Origin of the sequence: Mucilaginibacter sp. L196, assembly GCF_009765905.1 — a bacterium.
Taxonomy (GTDB): Bacteria; Bacteroidota; Bacteroidia; order Sphingobacteriales; family Sphingobacteriaceae; genus Mucilaginibacter.
Genome location: NZ_LMUO01000015.1, coordinates 532479 through 549227 on the forward strand (window position 1 = coordinate 532479; position 16749 = coordinate 549227).

13 protein-coding genes are annotated in these 16749 nt (G+C 41.7%); 5 read left to right on the forward strand and 8 right to left on the reverse strand.

The annotated features are described in order from the left end of the window. Positions 1 to 6 precede the first annotated feature (6 nt). Positions 7 to 747 (reverse strand): LPS export ABC transporter ATP-binding protein, encoded by a 741-nt coding sequence (gene lptB / locus GSQ74_RS13335; RefSeq protein WP_158994052.1) that lies wholly within the window; start codon positions 745 to 747, stop codon positions 7 to 9. Positions 748 to 833: 86 nt separating this feature from the next. Further along, positions 834 to 2531, reverse strand: a complete 1698-nt coding sequence (gene recJ, locus GSQ74_RS13340; protein WP_158994054.1) for a single-stranded-DNA-specific exonuclease RecJ — start codon at positions 2529 to 2531, stop codon at positions 834 to 836. Between the two features lie 38 nt (positions 2532 to 2569). Here recJ and GSQ74_RS13345 point away from each other — a divergent pair, with 38 nt between their 5' ends. Further along, positions 2570 to 3340, forward strand: coding sequence for an MBL fold metallo-hydrolase (locus GSQ74_RS13345; protein WP_158994056.1), 771 nt, complete (start codon positions 2570 to 2572; stop codon positions 3338 to 3340). Here GSQ74_RS13345 and GSQ74_RS13350 read toward each other — a convergent pair. The 3 genes from GSQ74_RS13350 to gcvP all read right to left on the reverse strand — a co-directional run bounded on the left by GSQ74_RS13350 (position 3337) and on the right by gcvP (position 7178). Beyond that, on the reverse strand, positions 3337 to 3756 hold the full coding sequence (locus GSQ74_RS13350; RefSeq protein ID WP_158994058.1) for a response regulator: 420 nt from the start codon (positions 3754 to 3756) through the stop codon (positions 3337 to 3339). The genes GSQ74_RS13345 and GSQ74_RS13350 overlap by 4 nt on opposite strands. Positions 3757 to 3895: 139 nt before the next feature. Further along, entirely contained in the window at positions 3896 to 4207 is a 312-nt protein-coding gene (locus GSQ74_RS13355; RefSeq protein WP_254060880.1) for an antibiotic biosynthesis monooxygenase, read from the reverse strand. A 61-nt stretch (positions 4208 to 4268) separates the two neighbouring features. Beyond that, positions 4269 to 7178 carry an aminomethyl-transferring glycine dehydrogenase gene (gcvP, locus tag GSQ74_RS13360; RefSeq protein ID WP_158994062.1) on the reverse strand — a complete coding sequence of 970 codons (2910 nt, stop codon included), beginning with the start codon at positions 7176 to 7178 and terminating at the stop codon, positions 4269 to 4271. Positions 7179 to 7383: 205 nt separating this feature from the next. Between gcvP and GSQ74_RS13365 the strand changes: the two genes are divergently transcribed. Further along, on the forward strand, positions 7384 to 10743 hold the full coding sequence (locus GSQ74_RS13365; protein WP_158994064.1) for a gliding motility-associated C-terminal domain-containing protein: 3360 nt from the start codon (positions 7384 to 7386) through the stop codon (positions 10741 to 10743). On the opposite strand, the gene GSQ74_RS13370 is transcribed toward GSQ74_RS13365, so the two are convergent. Next, the gene (locus tag GSQ74_RS13370; RefSeq protein ID WP_158994065.1) at positions 10730 to 11455 is read right to left on the reverse strand and encodes a pyridoxine 5'-phosphate synthase; all 726 of its coding nucleotides are present in this window, start codon (positions 11453 to 11455) and stop codon (positions 10730 to 10732) included. The two genes, GSQ74_RS13365 and GSQ74_RS13370, sit on opposite strands and share 14 nt — an antisense overlap. Before the next feature lie 90 nt (positions 11456 to 11545). On the opposite strand from GSQ74_RS13370, the gene GSQ74_RS13375 reads away from it, so the two are divergent. Next, complete coding sequence (locus tag GSQ74_RS13375; protein ID WP_158994067.1) at positions 11546 to 12562, forward strand: polysaccharide deacetylase; 1017 nt, start codon at positions 11546 to 11548, stop codon at positions 12560 to 12562. A gap of 6 nt (positions 12563 to 12568) precedes the next feature. Next, on the forward strand, positions 12569 to 12970 hold the full coding sequence (locus tag GSQ74_RS13380; RefSeq protein WP_158994069.1) for a DUF5655 domain-containing protein: 402 nt from the start codon (positions 12569 to 12571) through the stop codon (positions 12968 to 12970). A gap of 11 nt (positions 12971 to 12981) precedes the next feature. On the opposite strand, the gene GSQ74_RS13385 is transcribed toward GSQ74_RS13380, so the two are convergent. Then, entirely contained in the window at positions 12982 to 14055 is a 1074-nt protein-coding gene (locus GSQ74_RS13385; protein ID WP_158994071.1) for an acyltransferase, read from the reverse strand. A 171-nt stretch (positions 14056 to 14226) separates the two neighbouring features. Between GSQ74_RS13385 and GSQ74_RS13390 the strand changes: the two genes are divergently transcribed. Then, positions 14227 to 15009 (forward strand): carboxypeptidase-like regulatory domain-containing protein, encoded by a 783-nt coding sequence (locus tag GSQ74_RS13390; protein ID WP_216846736.1) that lies wholly within the window; start codon positions 14227 to 14229, stop codon positions 15007 to 15009. 119 nt (positions 15010 to 15128) lie between these two features. Here the strand turns inward: GSQ74_RS13390 and GSQ74_RS13395 are convergent, their stop codons facing one another. Continuing rightward, the gene (locus tag GSQ74_RS13395; protein ID WP_158994075.1) at positions 15129 to 16256 is read right to left on the reverse strand and encodes an acyltransferase; all 1128 of its coding nucleotides are present in this window, start codon (positions 16254 to 16256) and stop codon (positions 15129 to 15131) included. Between the last annotated feature and the right edge of the window lie 493 nt (positions 16257 to 16749).

Below are 16749 nucleotides of genomic sequence, written 5' to 3' on the forward strand. Positions count from 1 at the left end.
AGGCTTTTATTGGGCGAAGGTTTTTCTTTTCAGCACGAAGTTGGCGCCAAGGTAAACCTTACGTACCATTTCGTTGGCGGCAAGTACCTCTGGTTCACCTGATTCCAATATCTTTCCTTCAAACAGCAAATAAGCCCTGTCGGTAATCGACAAAGTTTCCTGCACGTTGTGGTCGGTAATTAAAATGCCGATGTTGCGATGTTTCAACTTGGCAACCATGGCTTGTATCTCTTCTACCGCTATCGGGTCAACACCTGCGAAAGGTTCATCCAGCAAAATAAAATTAGGCTCGGCGGCAAGCGCACGGGCAATTTCAGTACGACGACGTTCGCCACCCGATAGCAAATCGCCACGATTTTTGCGCACTTTATGCAAACTGAACTCGTCTATCAACTCCTCCAACTTCTCTCTTTGGCGTTCGCGGTTCATATCGCCCATCTCCAAAACCGCTTTTATATTATCTTCAACAGTCAGCTTCCTGAATACGGATGCTTCCTGCGCTAAATAACCAATGCCTTTTTTAGCCCGGCGATACATCGGGTCTGTAGTAATGTCCTGGTCATCCAAAAATATCTTGCCTTCGTTAGGTTTTATCAACCCCACAATCATATAAAACGATGTTGTTTTTCCCGCGCCATTCGGTCCTAATAATCCCACAATTTCGCCCTGCGATACATTGAAGGACACATCATTTACAACCGTACGCTGTTTATATTTTTTAAGTAGATTATCTGCTCTTAGGTTCATAAACCTCCTCTAAATCTCCCCCCGGTAGGGGAGCCTTTATAATTATGTTATTAAAGCCCTCCCTACCGGGGAGGGTTTGGGTAGGGTTAAACCCTAATCCCTTTTACATTTAATTGTATAGAACGCTTATCGCGCCAAATATTTTCCTCAATAGTGTAACAAATATCAAAGGGTTTGTCTTTTTTTATTTTATCCAGATACTCGCCATGGCTAAAAGCAATACAGTCAAACAGTTGCGACCCGTCTTGCACCACCGTCATTTTTAAATGCTTTTCGCCAACCAGTGTCGGGTAACCGCTAACATACACATTTTTGCTTATGAAAACCGGCGACATGTTCTCCGGCCCAAATGGCGCGAACTGGTTCAGTACCCGGAAAAACTTGGCTTGGATCTGTTTTAGCCCGATCTCGGCATCAATGGATATTTGTTGGATTAGCTGGTCATCGGTTATGCTTGCGCTTACAACTTCCTCAAACTTATCAATAAAAGCGGCTACGTTTTCGGGTGGCATAGTTAACCCGGCAGCGTATTTATGCCCGCCGAACTGGGTAAGCAGTTCGCTACAACCACACAATGCCTCATACAAGTCGTAACCCAAAACCGACCGCGCCGATCCTGCCACATGCCCATTCGAGCGGGTAAGCACTACCGTAGGGCGATAATATTTTTCTGTTAATCTCGATGCTACTATTCCTATCACACCTTTATGCCAGTTCTCATTAAACACTACGGTTGATTTTCTGCCTATAAGTACCTCGTCGCTATCTATCATCGCTAATGCCTCGTCGGTAATAGAAAGGTCATGCCCCTTACGTTCAGTATTTTTTATATTGATCAGATCGCTTTTTTCTTTGGCATGCTCTTCATTACAAGCGCTCAGCAACTCAACTGAATGTTTGGCATCATCAATTCTGCCTGCCGCATTAATGCGTGGGCCTAGTAAAAATACAATGTCCGATATGGTGTAATTGGTTGTCCTGCCCGCAACCTCCATCAACGTTTTTACACCAATACAGGGGTTGTTATTTATTTTATGCAAGCCGTAATAAGCCAGCACCCGGTTTTCACCGGTAATGTGCACAATATCGCAGGCTATGCTTATCGCCACCAAATCAAAATATTGGGTAACTTCCTCAAAAGGGATATTATTCTTATCAGCAAATGCTTGTATCAGCTTAAACCCAATACCACAGCCCGATAATTCTTTATAAGGATATTCGCAATCCAACCTTTTCGGGTCGAGTACTGCAACCGCATCCGGTATTTCATCTCCGGGCGTATGATGATCACAAATAATAAAATCAATGCCTTTTTCATTGGCATATGCGATCTTATCAACCGATTTAATACCGCAATCCAGCGCGATGATCAGTGTATAACCATGTTCAGCCGCATAATCAATTCCCTGGGTGGATATGCCGTAACCCTCTTTATATCTATCTGGGATATAATATTCTAAAAAGCGGTGATATTTCTTAAAAAAGCCATACACAACAGCAACCGAAGTAGTACCATCTACGTCATAATCACCATAGATCATTACCTTTTCATTGGCTTTTAATGCTTCCTCAATACGTTCGATGGCTTTCTCCATATCCTTCATCAGGAACGGATCGTGCAGGTGCCTGTGGTCGGGCCTGAAGAAATAACGGGCATCATCAAAATTATCTATACCCCGCTGTACGAGCAGTTTGCTTAAAACCGGGTCGATAGTTAATGCGGCGGCTAACTGGTTTATGGTTTCCTCGTCTGCATTCTCCTTTATCGACCACCGTTTTTGCATATCTTTGTTGCTTAGAACAGTAAATATAAAACAAAAAGATGGAGATTTTTTCGTTAGGCGAGGGCTCATATTCAGTTGATGCATCAAAAAAATTTATTCCCTTTGATCCTCAAACGGATAACCCTAAGGATCGCCCTGCCTCTTTGTTCATCCACGTAAATCCTTTTTTAATTAAAACCGATACCGACCTGCTATTGCTGGATACCGGCTTAGGTTTTAAAGATACCCGCGACGAGTTGTTTTTACACCAGCATATCCGCAACGCGGGCTTTGATCCCGAAGATGTGACCCAGGTGTTAATGTCGCACCTGCATTATGATCACTCCGGTGGATTAGTTGTTGAGCGTAACGGCAAACTGGAGCCAAGCTTCCCGCACGCGAAGCACGTAATTCAAAAAAACGAGTGGGAAACCGCTATTAATGGCAAAACGTCATCTTATCACAAGGAAATTTTTGAAGCTTTGGAGGGTAAGATTAATATTAAGTTTGTAGATGGCTCCGGCGAATTACAGCCCGGCATCAGGTACGAGCATTCGGGTGGACATTGCCCGTTTCACCAGGTTTTTTGGATAGAAGAGAACGGACAAAAATGCTTTTTTGGTGGCGATGAATTACCCGAACCCGAACAATTGATCAGAAAGTTTATTGCCAAATATGATTACGATGGCCGTAAAGCGATGCAGTTACGTGAAGATTATGGAAAAATTGCTGCTGCTGAAGGTTGGACTTGCCTATTTTATCATGCTAAATCAATAACCGAGGGGAAGGTTACTTATACCGATGAGCATTTTACAGTAGCGCAGGCTTAAACGGCTTTATCGGCCTCAAACATTTCTTTTATTTTTTCAACGCTCAATGGTTTCGAGATAAAGCTATGTACAAGCGGGTATGACCTTGCCTTGTTAATATCGTTACTAAATACCGATGAAGAAATAATAAATATTTTGCTTTTGCCTAACGGATCAATGTTAAGGCGTTTATACTCATCTAAAAACTCCCAGCCGTTCATAATCGGCATGTTAATATCCAGTAGAATATAGTCAGGCAGTTTGCTTGGGTCTTTACGCTGTATCTCAACTAATTGATCTATAGCGAATTTTCCATTAAGGCAAGCCATAATTTCAGTGGTTAGCAAAGCTTTTTTTATCAGTTTAATGGATATGAAATTGTTTATCTCATCATCATCAACCAACAAAATACTTACGGCCTGATTATTAGTGTTCATGAGTTTTATATTCGTATTCCTTATACGGAGAGGCAAAATAAAAAGTTATATTCCTATAAGTTGTAATTATAGGTTATTGTTTTTTAATTGTCAAAATAAAATTAACTATAAATATTCTATCTGGCAATTAACGTTACAGTTAAAATTCGTAGTCGCGTTCAACCTTGCAAATTCTTACCTTATAATGGGCATACCATGCGTCTCTGCCTTGCTTCTGAGCAACTAAATGGTCGGTATTTGCCTTCCAGTTTTTAATAGCTTCCAGTGATTTCCAATAGGACACAGTTATCCCCAATTCGTTGCGTGCAGATTCAACGCCTAAAAAGCCCTCTTGTTGTTTAGCCTGCTTATCCATTTCTTCGGCCATGGCTTCATATCCATTATCACCGTCGGTACGAATAGAGGTAAATATCACAGCATAATAAGGCGCTGGAGGTGTTTTAGCTATCATAAACATTATATTGGTTAAACAAAAAAGGCTCCTAACGGAGCCTCAACTATAAATTATTTTTTCACGTTCCGTATTCCGGTGTAGTTACTTCACTTTCTTCAAACTCATAATCGCTTAACGGCGGGCATGAGCAAATTAAAGTTCTGTCGCCATAAGTATCATTCACACGGCCTACTGATGGCCAGAATTTATATTCCACCACATAAGGCAGCGGGAACGCAGCTTTTTGGCGGGTGTATGGATGTCCCCATTCGTTTGCTGTTATTACAGCTGCAGTGTGCGGAGAGTTCTTCAACGGATTATTCACTTTGTCTGACAGACCCTTTTCAACGTCATCAATTTCATGTCGAATGGCGATCATCGCGTCACAAAAACGGTCAAGCTCATGTTTAGGTTCTGATTCTGTTGGCTCAACCATAACCGTACCCGCAACCGGGAACGAAACAGTTGGCGCGTGGAAACCATAATCCATTAAACGCTTGGCTATATCCGTAACCTCAATGCCGAAGCTCTTAAATGCGCGGCAATCCAATATCATCTCATGCGCGCAGCGGCCATGTGATCCTGTATACAATACCGGGTAATGGTGATGTAAGCGTGCCTTAATATAATTAGCATTCAATATAGCGTAACGGGTTGCGTTGGTTAAACCATCGCCGCCCATCATGGCAATATAAGCGTGGGAGATAATTAATATTGATGCTGAACCCCAAGGCGCAGATGATACCGCGTGGATAGATTTTCCTTTATCAATATCAACCACCGCATGTCCCGGTAAAAACGGCACCAGATGTTTAGCCACACCAATCGGGCCCATGCCCGGGCCACCGCCACCGTGAGGTATGCAGAAGGTTTTATGCAAGTTCAGGTGACAAACGTCAGCGCCAATATTAGCCGGACTAGTCAATCCAACCTGCGCGTTCATGTTAGCGCCATCCATGTAAACCTGTCCCCCATTTTGGTGGATGATCTCACATATTTCAACAATGGATTCCTCAAACACACCATGTGTTGATGGGTAAGTAACCATTAAGCAGGATAAGTCGTTTTTGTACTGCTCTGCTTTAGCTTTCAGGTCGGCAACATCAATGTTTCCGTTGTCATCGCATTTAACAACTACGATCTTCATCCCTGCCATAGCGCCCGATGCCGGGTTAGTACCATGTGCTGATGATGGGATTAAAGCGATATTACGGTGATGATCGCCCCTATCCTCATGATAAGCACGGATCACCATTAAACCAGCATACTCACCTTGCGCACCCGAGTTTGGCTGCAAGCTCATGGCTGCAAAACCGGTGATTTCGCTTAACCATTTGTTCAGTTCATCAAATAGCTGCATGTAGCCGCCGGTTTGATCAGCAGGAGCAAATGGATGCATTTTACTGAACTCAGCCCAGGTAACCGGAACCATCTCAGTAGTCGCATTCAATTTCATGGTACATGAGCCCAGCGCGATCATCGAATGACAAAGCGAAAGATCCCTTGCTTCCAATGCTTTAATGTAACGCAACATCTCATGCTCTGAATGATGCGAATTGAACAATTTATGTGTTAGATAAGTTGATGTACGTTGCAATTCAGCAGGAACAACAGTTTTGATGTTCCCTTTCAGCTCATCAATATTCACATCATTCAATGTTTTGCCTTTTACTTTAGCAAAAAAGCGAACAATGGTTTTAACATCTTCTACCGATGTGGTTTCATCAAGCGATATGGTAACTACCGAACCTTTATAGTGCAGGTTCATTTCGTTATTTACAGCCTCGCCATGTAATGGCCCTGCTAACTCGCCTAAATCAAACTTAACGGTATCGAAGAATGATTTGTTAAGCTGCTCATAACCCAACTCATTTAATGAATCAGCTAATAAAACACTTAAACCGTGGATTCTTTCAGCAATCAGTTTCAATCCTTGCGGACCATGATATACTGCATACATACCAGCCATAATAGCCAATAACGCCTGCGCGGTGCAAATGTTAGAAGTTGCTTTGTCCCTGCGGATGTGTTGCTCGCGGGTTTGCAATGCCATACGCAAAGCGTAATCGCCTGCGCTGTCAATAGTAACTCCTATGATACGGCCCGGTAACGAGCGTTTATATTCTTCCTTTGTGGCAAAAAATGCCGCATGAGGACCACCGAAACCCATCGGTACGCCAAAACGCTGCGTATTACCAACCACAATATCAGCGCCCCATTCACCCGGAGGGGTTAACAACACTAAGCTCATTAAATCGGCAACAACGGTTAGTTTAATGCCTTTTTCGTGAGCTTTGGTGGCGTATTCTTTGTAATCGTAAACCTCACCTTCGCCGGCAGGATATTGTACTATAGCGCCAAACATGTTTTCGGTTAACTCAACCGTATTGTGGTCGCCTATTTGTAGTTCGATGCCATAAGGCTCCGAACGTGTTTTTAAAATATCAATAGTTTGCGGGAACAATTCCTGTGATACGAAGAACACATTTGCCTGCTGATTTTTACGCAAGCTGTATTGCATAAACATCGCTTCGGCAGCTGCAGTACCCTCGTCCAGTAAAGATGCATTTGCAATTTCCATCCCTGTTAAATCCACAACCATAGTCTGGAAATTCAACAAAGCCTGTAAACGGCCCTGCGCTATTTCTGCTTGGTATGGGGTGTATTGGGTATACCATCCTGGGTTTTCCAGTATGTTACGTTGTATTACGCCGGGTACGATCACATCATAATATCCCTGACCAATAAACGACTTGAAAACTTTATTTTTTGACGCGGTTTGTTTCAGCGTGTTCAGGTAATCGAACTCGCTTTTTGCCACCGGTAAATTCAACGGATTTTTTAACCTGATTCCTGCGGGAACAGTTTGATCTATCAATTCATCAAGCGAACTAACGCCGATGGTTTTTAGCATTTTAGCGGTGTCAGCCTCATTGGGGGCTATGTGGCGCGACTGGAATTTCTCCTGGTAATCGATGTTCAGCTTCATGTGAAATTAGCGGGCAATTAAAATTGACGCAAAGGTACAATTTTCCGCATGAGTAACAATTAGCTAACTATATATTGACAATGGATTTACAACGGGCTGCTACCAATTAAAAATTTATAAATCAGCAATTAAATTGTATTTTTCCATCCCCTAATACTTTATGCTGAAAAAACCTTTCCTCTTATTATTATTTCTTTGTTTTTGTGTGAAAGGGTTTTCAGCAGTTTTTGTTGTTACCAGCAATGCGGATTCAGGGGCGGGCACTTTAAGGGATGCGTTGACACAGGCGGCGGCAAACGGCACGAGCGAAAAGGATTATATTAATTTTAACATAGCCGATACGAGCAAAGCTGGCAGGACCATTACGCTGGAAAGTGAGTTGCCTTTTGTAACTGCAAACATGGTAATTGATGGCTCTACGCAGCCCGGCAGCATTCTCGATCCCGCAGGGAGCAAAATAATCATAACCCCAGACAGATCCAGTTACACAGCCGAACGCGAATGGACGGCTGCATTTATGTTGCAAAATGCTGATAACGTAGAAATCTATGGTTTTGATATTAATGATTTTGCCGGCCTGAAAAATATATACGAGGATGCTTTCGTACAAAACTGCGCTATATATGCAGCAAATTCAACAAATCTTACTATTGGTGCACCCGGCAAGGGTAATTATATGTACAGTGATGATTTTATAATAAATGAGAACAGTCAAAATGCAATAGCTGCTGATTCTGTTGTAAATATTAAAATACAATCAAATTATTTTGACTATAGTTCTGTAGGACCAAATGATCAGAGTATTTTTAAGGGCAGTTACATTCTGGACCATGATATATTATTTGGCGGAGATACCCCTGCTGAAGGAAACCATGTAAATGGTGAATTACAACTTTCCGGTAAAAATATTTGGATGGAGAATAACTCATTAGCCTTAGATCAATATGGCTCTCCACTACCGGACAATAAATTTATTACTGGAATAATAATGGGTGGTACAAATATATTTTTCTATAACAATACGGCCAATATATTCCAGCTCCAAATAGACGGAGCCAATAATTTTGAGGTATATAATAATAAAGATTTTAATACCAGTGCGGGTGCGGGCTCAGTAGGAGGGCTTACATTGTATCAATCTAACAATGGAATCATTGGTTCAGACGACATTACAAAAGAAAATGTATTATATTGTGTGAATTCTAATTTAGGTATTGGCAACCAAGATTGTAATAATATCCAAATATTAAAAAATAGCATTGTATGCAGTGAAAAAGCTTACAATTTGCTTATTGAATCCAATTTTCCTAACATCCATATCCCTGCAATTAAAGTATTGGTGAACAGCGATACTGAGTTTTCAGGCAAGGCATCGCCAAATTCAAAAATATATGTTTATGAGGATAATACTGATTGTGATATATGCAACCCGGTAGCTTATATCACAACACTCACAGCGGCTGCAGATAGCACGTGGAAACTATTAGGCAACTTTGCCGGAAAAAAAATGTTGGCAAATGCCTTGCTTAATCAAAATTCATCTGAATACACCGCCCCTGAAATACCCGTTGATTACCGTAATTCTATCATCAGGCAACCATCGTGTGGATTAAAAAATGGAGTAATGACGATTAGCTACCCGTTAAAAACTTTAAAAGTTAAGTGGTATGACAGTAATACTAATCAGGAAATAGGCGAAGGCGATACTATAAAAAATCTTGGTCCCGGCAACTATTACGCAAAAGCATATAATGGAAATTGCGCAAGTGCACCTATGGGATTTCAACTATACGATGTCGAGCCGCAAATAATCTCTACATACGCTTCTATACTAAACCCCTCATGTGGTAAAGGAGGATCAATAACCGGATTGATACCTACAACTGATTCACAAGATTTGGCTACGTATAAATGGACTGATTCAAATAATAATGTTGTAGGCAATCAAGCAGAAATCTCTAATCTTAGTGCCGGTACTTATACATTAACAATGACGGATACCGTGACGAAATGTTCTATTACATACGGCCCGGTAACCCTAAAAAATACAACAGGACCAAACATCGACCAAAGCCAAATAAAAGTTCAATCCACTAATTGCGGACAATCAACAGGCTCAATAACTAATATCCCGGCAACAGGCACAGGTACTTTAAAATATAGTTGGGTAAACAACAGCACTCAACAAACCGTTAGTACCGATAGTATACTGGTAAATCAACCGGCAGGTACTTATAAATTACAGGTAACTGATGATACCCAATGCGGCCCGGTTTATAGTTCAACCATTAATATTCCTGAAACCAACGGCATCATGATGGATGAATCGAAAGCCGTTACAACCCCGGCAAGCTGCGGTAATAATAATGGCTCGGTTAAAGGCATAAACGTCACCGGCGCTACCCAATACCAATGGGTTGATGCCAATAACAATACCGTCGGCACAAGTGCCGATCTGCTAAATGTGCCTTCGGGCAACTACACGCTTACCGCATCAAACGGTTTTGGTTGCAGTAAAACCAGTAAAACTTATTTTATAGCACAGCCCCCCGGCACCATATATCCTAATTATGCTGTTTCGATGTCGGAATCATGCTACGGTTTAAATAATGGTTCACTAACCGTTACTACCGATGCACTTGCGAAAACACTGCGGTGGGTAAACAGCCAAAACCAACCTATCGGCAACACGCAACAAATCAGCGGGCTTGCACCTGATGTTTATACGCTATATCTGACAGATGCCAATGGCTGTGAAAGCATTTATGGGCAATATAATGTCCTCGGTGCTAATCAAATACAAATAGTCCCCGAATCGGAACAAATTAGCCCCGACCAATGCTCAACCAAAACAGGCAGCATCAGTAATATACAAATTACGGGAGGCATCCCGCCGTATACTTACTCGTGGACAGATCAAAATAACGTCGTATTCTCCTCCTCTGCATCTGTTAGCGGGTTAGCCGCCGGAACTTATGTTTTGGACGTGAATGATTCACGGGGATGCGCGCTGGTTAATGCTACTTATGTGGTGCCGAATCAGGATAATACTATTTCTTCTGCTTTAGTAAATGATATTGAGCTTTGTACTCCCGGTACAGCATTGATACAGGTAAAAAATGTCGTTTCCGGATATAGCTATCGCTTATATGATTCAGGCACAAGTACTACCCCCATTGATGAGCAAACAAGTGGTGTATTTAAAATCACGGCAAACACAAATACAACTTATTTTGTAAGCCAGTTTATTGGCACTTGCGAAAGCTCCCGTACCAAAGTAAATGTAACCGTAGGATTGTCGGGCGTCAATATCGCTAACACCTTCACCCCCAACGGCGACGGTATTAATGACTACTGGCAAATTACCGGAATTGATAATTACCCGACAGCGTTGGTGCAGATATTTAATCGTTACGGGCAAAAACTGTTTGAATCCAAAGGTTACAGCATACCATTTGATGGTACTTATAAAGGACAAAAACTACCATCCGGCGTTTACTACTACATCATCAACCTGAATACAAAATGTAACCTGCTGAGCGGCAGTTTAACTATTTTGCGGTAGCGCAAGCTCTCAAATACATTTGTATAGTATTCTCCAATCCATAATATAAAGCATCGCTAATTAAAGCATGGCCAATGCTTACTTCCTGTAATCCCGGTATATTCTCTACAAAATATTTAAGGTTGTGCAAGTCCAGATCGTGCCCGGCATTGATTCCTAAGCCATATTGTCGGGCAACCTTCGCGGCTTCAACATAAGGCGCTATTGCTTGCTCTTTTCCTTTGGAGTAATTAGTGGCGTAAGCTTCGGTATACAATTCGATGCGGTCGGTACCTGTAGTAGCTGCGGCGGCAACCATTTCCGGCACGGGGTCAACAAAAATAGATACCCTTATACCAGCCGACTTAAAGGTCGCGATGATGTATTTCAAATAATCCTGGTTGGCAATGGTATCCCAACCATGGTTCGACGTGATCTGTCCTAAAATATCGGGCACCAGCGTAACCTGCTCGGGCTTGTTGGCTAATACCAGATCGATGAATTTTTGTTCCTGGCAATTACCCTCAATATTAAATTCAGTAGTCACAATTTTTTTCAGGTCGAAAACATCCTGGTAGCGGATGTGCCTTTCGTCAGGGCGTGGGTGTATCGTGATGCCTTGTGCGCCAAAACGTTCGCAATCTTTAGCCACCTGTACCAAATTCGGGTTATCGCCGCCACGCGCATTACGCAGGGTAGCAATTTTATTTATATTGACGGATAATCGGGTCATAGCTTATGTATACTTTTGCCGGGGTAAATATCATTAATACTTTACTAACATCTAAAACAATTTTATGATTGATTTTATTTACAAATCGTTATGAAAAAACTATTATTCCTTTTATCACTCTTATTATTAATAAGTTCATATAGCCGCGTTAACGCGCAGGCTAATTATATCAAGATAGAAAATTACGAAGTATTCTATGGCTATGCCCGCCATTTTCCGCAGGAGTGGATGATATTGCGCCGGTTTGATAACTACGGCAAACATTACCTCCTACTCGTAAACCCGCAAACACTGGAAACCCGGGTTGACGAAAGCAACTTTTACCAGATCAAACAAATGACTATCGCGCAGGCAAGGGCGTTTTTCGGTAACTCGCCCTACCAGGATGCACTTAAAAAAGCTGAAAAAGCCTCTGTTATGATACAGGATGCTGGCATTGAAACCGGGATGCCCAAAGAAACAGGTATCAGCCTTACGGCAGATCTTTGCCCATCGCACAAGCCACTCGACCGCCGCATATTCACCGACATCATTGCCGAATTTAAAAAGGTGGAAACACCCGTACCCATAGCTTTGTCCGTTACCGGTATCTGGATGCGCGACCACCAGGAAGACCTGGAGTGGCTAAAATCGCTGCAAGCCAACCACGAGATTTATATTACCTGGATTAACCACTCATTTAATCATCGCGTAAGCTTAAAAGCACCGCTGAAAGAAAACTTTTTACTGGAACCCGGCACCGATATTAATTACGAAGTGCTGGAAACTGAAAAAGCCATGCTGAAGAAAGGTTTATTGCCCTCGGTGTTTTTCCGGTTCCCGGGATTGGTGTCGGACCAACAACTGGTTTACCGTATAACTGATTTTGGCCTGATACCAATTGGTACGGATGCATGGCTGGCTAAAGGGCAAGCTCCGCAAGCAGGCAGTATTGTACTCATCCATGGCAATGGCAACGAACCGGTAGGGGTAAATGATTTCATCGCCCTGCTCAAACAAAAAGCACCGGAAGTAGCACAAAAACAATGGTTGCTGTACGATTTACGCCAGAGTGTGGATGATGAGTTTGAAACACCGGATACGATAGCCGATCCGAAGAAAAAGTAAATCAATATGAGCTGGACATGCCCCAAATGCGAACGCGAGCTTAAGCATATTAATGCAACTCACTACTGTATTAAGGTAAGTGTTGACAGTTTGTTTGATGGCCGCCCCGCTGAACTGGAATTGGTTTTTGATAAAATATTAGCCGAGGTTGCTAATTGGGATGACGTGCTGATAAGTACCAGTAAAAACTGTATTGTATTTGTGCACAAGCGCACCTTTTTTGTAATCAGGCCGATGCAAAAGCAGCTTGATCTTAAATTTTATTCTAAGGCGAAGCCCGAATCTCCAATTATCACGAAAAGCAGTTTTTATGCAGGAAAATACGAAAACAGCACACGTATTTCGCAGTTAACCGAATTGACTATGGAACTTTTTGGGATGATAAAAGATTCGTATATTTTGTTGTAATTTAAGGGAACCTAGACGTCCTTGAACCGTTTTTTTAATTTCAGAATTGGCTTTTCTATCAGGTTATAGGATATCAGTGCCACTACAAAAACGGCAATTATATTTTGCGGAAACTTATTGATCCAAAAATGGGATACTGAGGTTAAAAAGAGTTGTTGCCATACATATAACGAGTAGGATAAAATCCCCAGTTGCATCACTAACTTGTTGTTTAATGCCTTGCTAACAGGAGTATCAACATACATGCTCCAGAACAGTAAAATTATTATAGCTACATCTTCGAGCGTCTTTCCAAGGGGTAATGTGTATAACCCTCTAAAATGGTCGGCAAGTAACGGCGAAATAAATAATAAAAAAAACGCTGAAAGCCCGGCTAGCCAGTTGCTCTGAAAATATTTGCCATACTTTTCTTTAAAATCGGGCCTGCTTTCAAGCATGGCTCCCAGGCAACCTGTTAATATGGCATCCCCGCCCGTTTGCAGCATGCCACCTATTTGCGGGCGCGAACCTGGAAACACAAAATAAGTAGCAACTCTTAACAGGGGCATTAACAGGATAATGACCAGGGTTATTTTTATTAATTTTTGCTTATTGGCAACCAGTGCAAAGGTTATTGGCCATAACAAGTAAAATTGCTCCTCCATGGATAGACTCCAAAAGTGGCCGATAAACCACGATCCCATACGATCGGGCCGTAGATGGAAAAGCTGCGAGTAGTTCCATAAGTATATGCTAGCTACACCAACAGTTTTATAATTACCAAATATTTCCGGCACGAAAAATAATTTTAATACAATGATTACCAGTATATAAGTATAAAAAATGGGAAAAATCCGGAATACCCGCCTAATGTAAAAGTGTTTGATGTTAACATCGCCTGTTTTCTGATGTTCAATAATTAATAATTTAGTTATTAAATACCCACTGATAACAAAAAAAATAATTACTCCCGTACCGCCGTTTTCAATAATGGGATAAAAAAAGTGCTTGCTTAAATCAACCGGTAAAGTGACAATTAAATGTGAAAGCAAAACGAGAAGAATAGAGACAGCTCTTAATCCATCAATACTTTTTATTCTATTCATTTAACAATTTTGGCTATTTTGAGCTTCGAATATATTAAATTTTCACTACTATATAGTATTTTTGATCCCAGCTGGGGGCATCCTGCGCCGATAATGCATCTGTTAAGGAATGTTAAATTTTTGCTAATGAACTTTATAAGCCGGTCCTTTGTTTCATCAACAAACAGCGTTGTGATAAAAAACTTACTCCTTACTATTTCACTTTTACTGTTTATTTCAACTGCGGCCTTCGCGCAGCAATTAAACGGTGTGGTGTTGGATAAGCTTTCCCACAGGCCCGTGGAGTTTGCCACTATCCGCACAGGTCAATTTGTGACTTCCACCTCTATCGAGGGTAAATTTAGCTTATATAATATTCGTTTTGGTGATACTATTAGGGTAACGTGCGTAGGTTATGTACCTAATACTTATACCGTTTATAATGTTCATGCCGATACCATTTATGTTGAACCTGTTTTAATACAGTTACAGGATGTAAACGTTCGCACCCGTAATTATAAAACCGACTCCTTAAACCTGCGTAAAGAATTCGCGGGCACATTCAACTATCAAAAGCCCGCCCTAAAGGACTTTTTGAAAAATAATTTACCCACATATACCACCGATGACCATGGTAGCGCCTATAATGATAATTCAAGCATTGGCGGACTGAATCTTTTATCTATCGTAAGCCTTTTCGGCAGGAACAAAACCCCATCCGCCAAACTGCAAAAACAATTGCAGGATGATGAAGAATCCAATTACGTCGACCATAAATTCTCCAAATCAAAAGTGGAAGTAATCACCCATATGCAGGGCGACTCACTCCAGGATTTTATGGATAGCTACCGCCCAACCATCACCCGCCTAAAACAAATGACAGACTATGAACTGCTCATCTACATAAAAGACAGCTATACGGAATTTATCAAAACGTATAAGCCCGGGGAGCGTGAGGTGTTTAAGAAACCATAAAAGACTATAAGTGCCTCAGCATGACACCCCTCTCTTTTTATAATAGGTCATTAGAAAAAATTCAGCCGCATCTTCCGATCATTTACGGCGAACACCAACAATGTTAAACCTTGATATTATTAAGCCCGTTTACTCATAAATCGCTTCTGTAACCAAGCACGAACCGGCTCGTCATATAACTTGAGGCAGGCATAAGCTATAGCTACGGCGGTTATCAAAAGTCCCAAACCTACCAGCATACCTTTAGCCATTGGTATTTTGTCTTGGACAACCCAGGCGGTGTACCAATAAATTAACGGGTAATGTGTTATATAGATGGGGTAAGAAATATCACCCATAAATTTGCAGAGCTTAATAGCGCTCTTGTTTTTTATAGTACTACCCGCGCCCATGGCAACAATTAAAGGGAAAAGGATAATGATAGTAATGGATTCATACAAACCATTCATCCATAAATGCGATTCATCGCCGACCCTCGGCAGGCAAAGAATCACAACTAAAAGTAAACTACATACACCAAAAGCCCATTTAACGTTGATCAGCTTGCCTACGCGGCATAACAGTACCCCGGCGAAAAATGGATAAAGCAAACGGGTAAAACCTATATTTAGCTGCGTTTTATTGATTGACCAGCCGCCTATCACATCGCCCTGCGGGCCCCAAACGGTGTAGTGTATCAACAAACAAGCCGATAGAAACACGAATATAGCAAGCACCGTATTAGAGAACCTGCGGATAAACAGCGCGTACAATATGTTGGCGATATATTCAAAAAACAGCGACCAGGCCGGGCCGTTAAGCGGGTGCATTTCCTGCCAGCCACGAATGTCCATGGATATTGGGAGCGGGATCAACGTAAAACCGACCACCATTACCAGCAGCATTTGCCATACAGGCGTGCTATTGATCAGCGGGAACACAGCGCCACCCTGAAAATAGAACAATGCCGCGCCGATGATCGACCCCATAATAACCATAGGCTGCAAGCGGATGAGGCGGCGTTTGTAAAAGTCCCATTGTGTCATTTTACCCCAGCGGTCGTCATAAGCATAGGCTACCACGAAGCCTGATAACAGGAAAAAGAAATCAACCGCTAAATAACCATGATTAAGGAGCTGCTTAAAGCGATTATCATTTGCATAAGCCTCCAGTACATGAAAAGAAACCACAACAATAGCGGCCACACCACGCAGGCCATCCAGAATTTCGTAATGATTTTTTGATGGGAGAGTTGCAGTTTTAGTCATAATAGGTTGCTGCCGTTTGGCTGGGTTTAATAATAATAGCCAATGTCTGTTTATTTTTATAGATGTGCAAATTTGTTTGAAATTAATGTTTCAATATGAAGCAATAAAGTGGGAGATGGTGCGGATAATACCATTGGTGTTCGGAAGATTGTGCAACTTCAATAAATTTATGTGTAATGGGTGTCACCCTGAGCGTAGTCGATGGGTTGGCGCAGAGGCCCGCCCACATACTTCGACTACGCAGTATGACACCTTTTTAGTTCACGCAGAGTCTCTCGGAAATTTAAGTTAACCCATAAAATAAAAAGTTAACTATCAGAGCCAGGCATGATCGTAGTACGTTAACCCTATCAGAAAAGGACAAAGCGGCTGCCCCCGAACTTTATAGGTTGTTTCAATTAATGCCTTCTATGTCCAATCCTTTTCCTATTGTCAGGAAATTGAGAAATGAAAAGGTAAAGAATATGAGGCCCAATGCGATATGAATTACCAC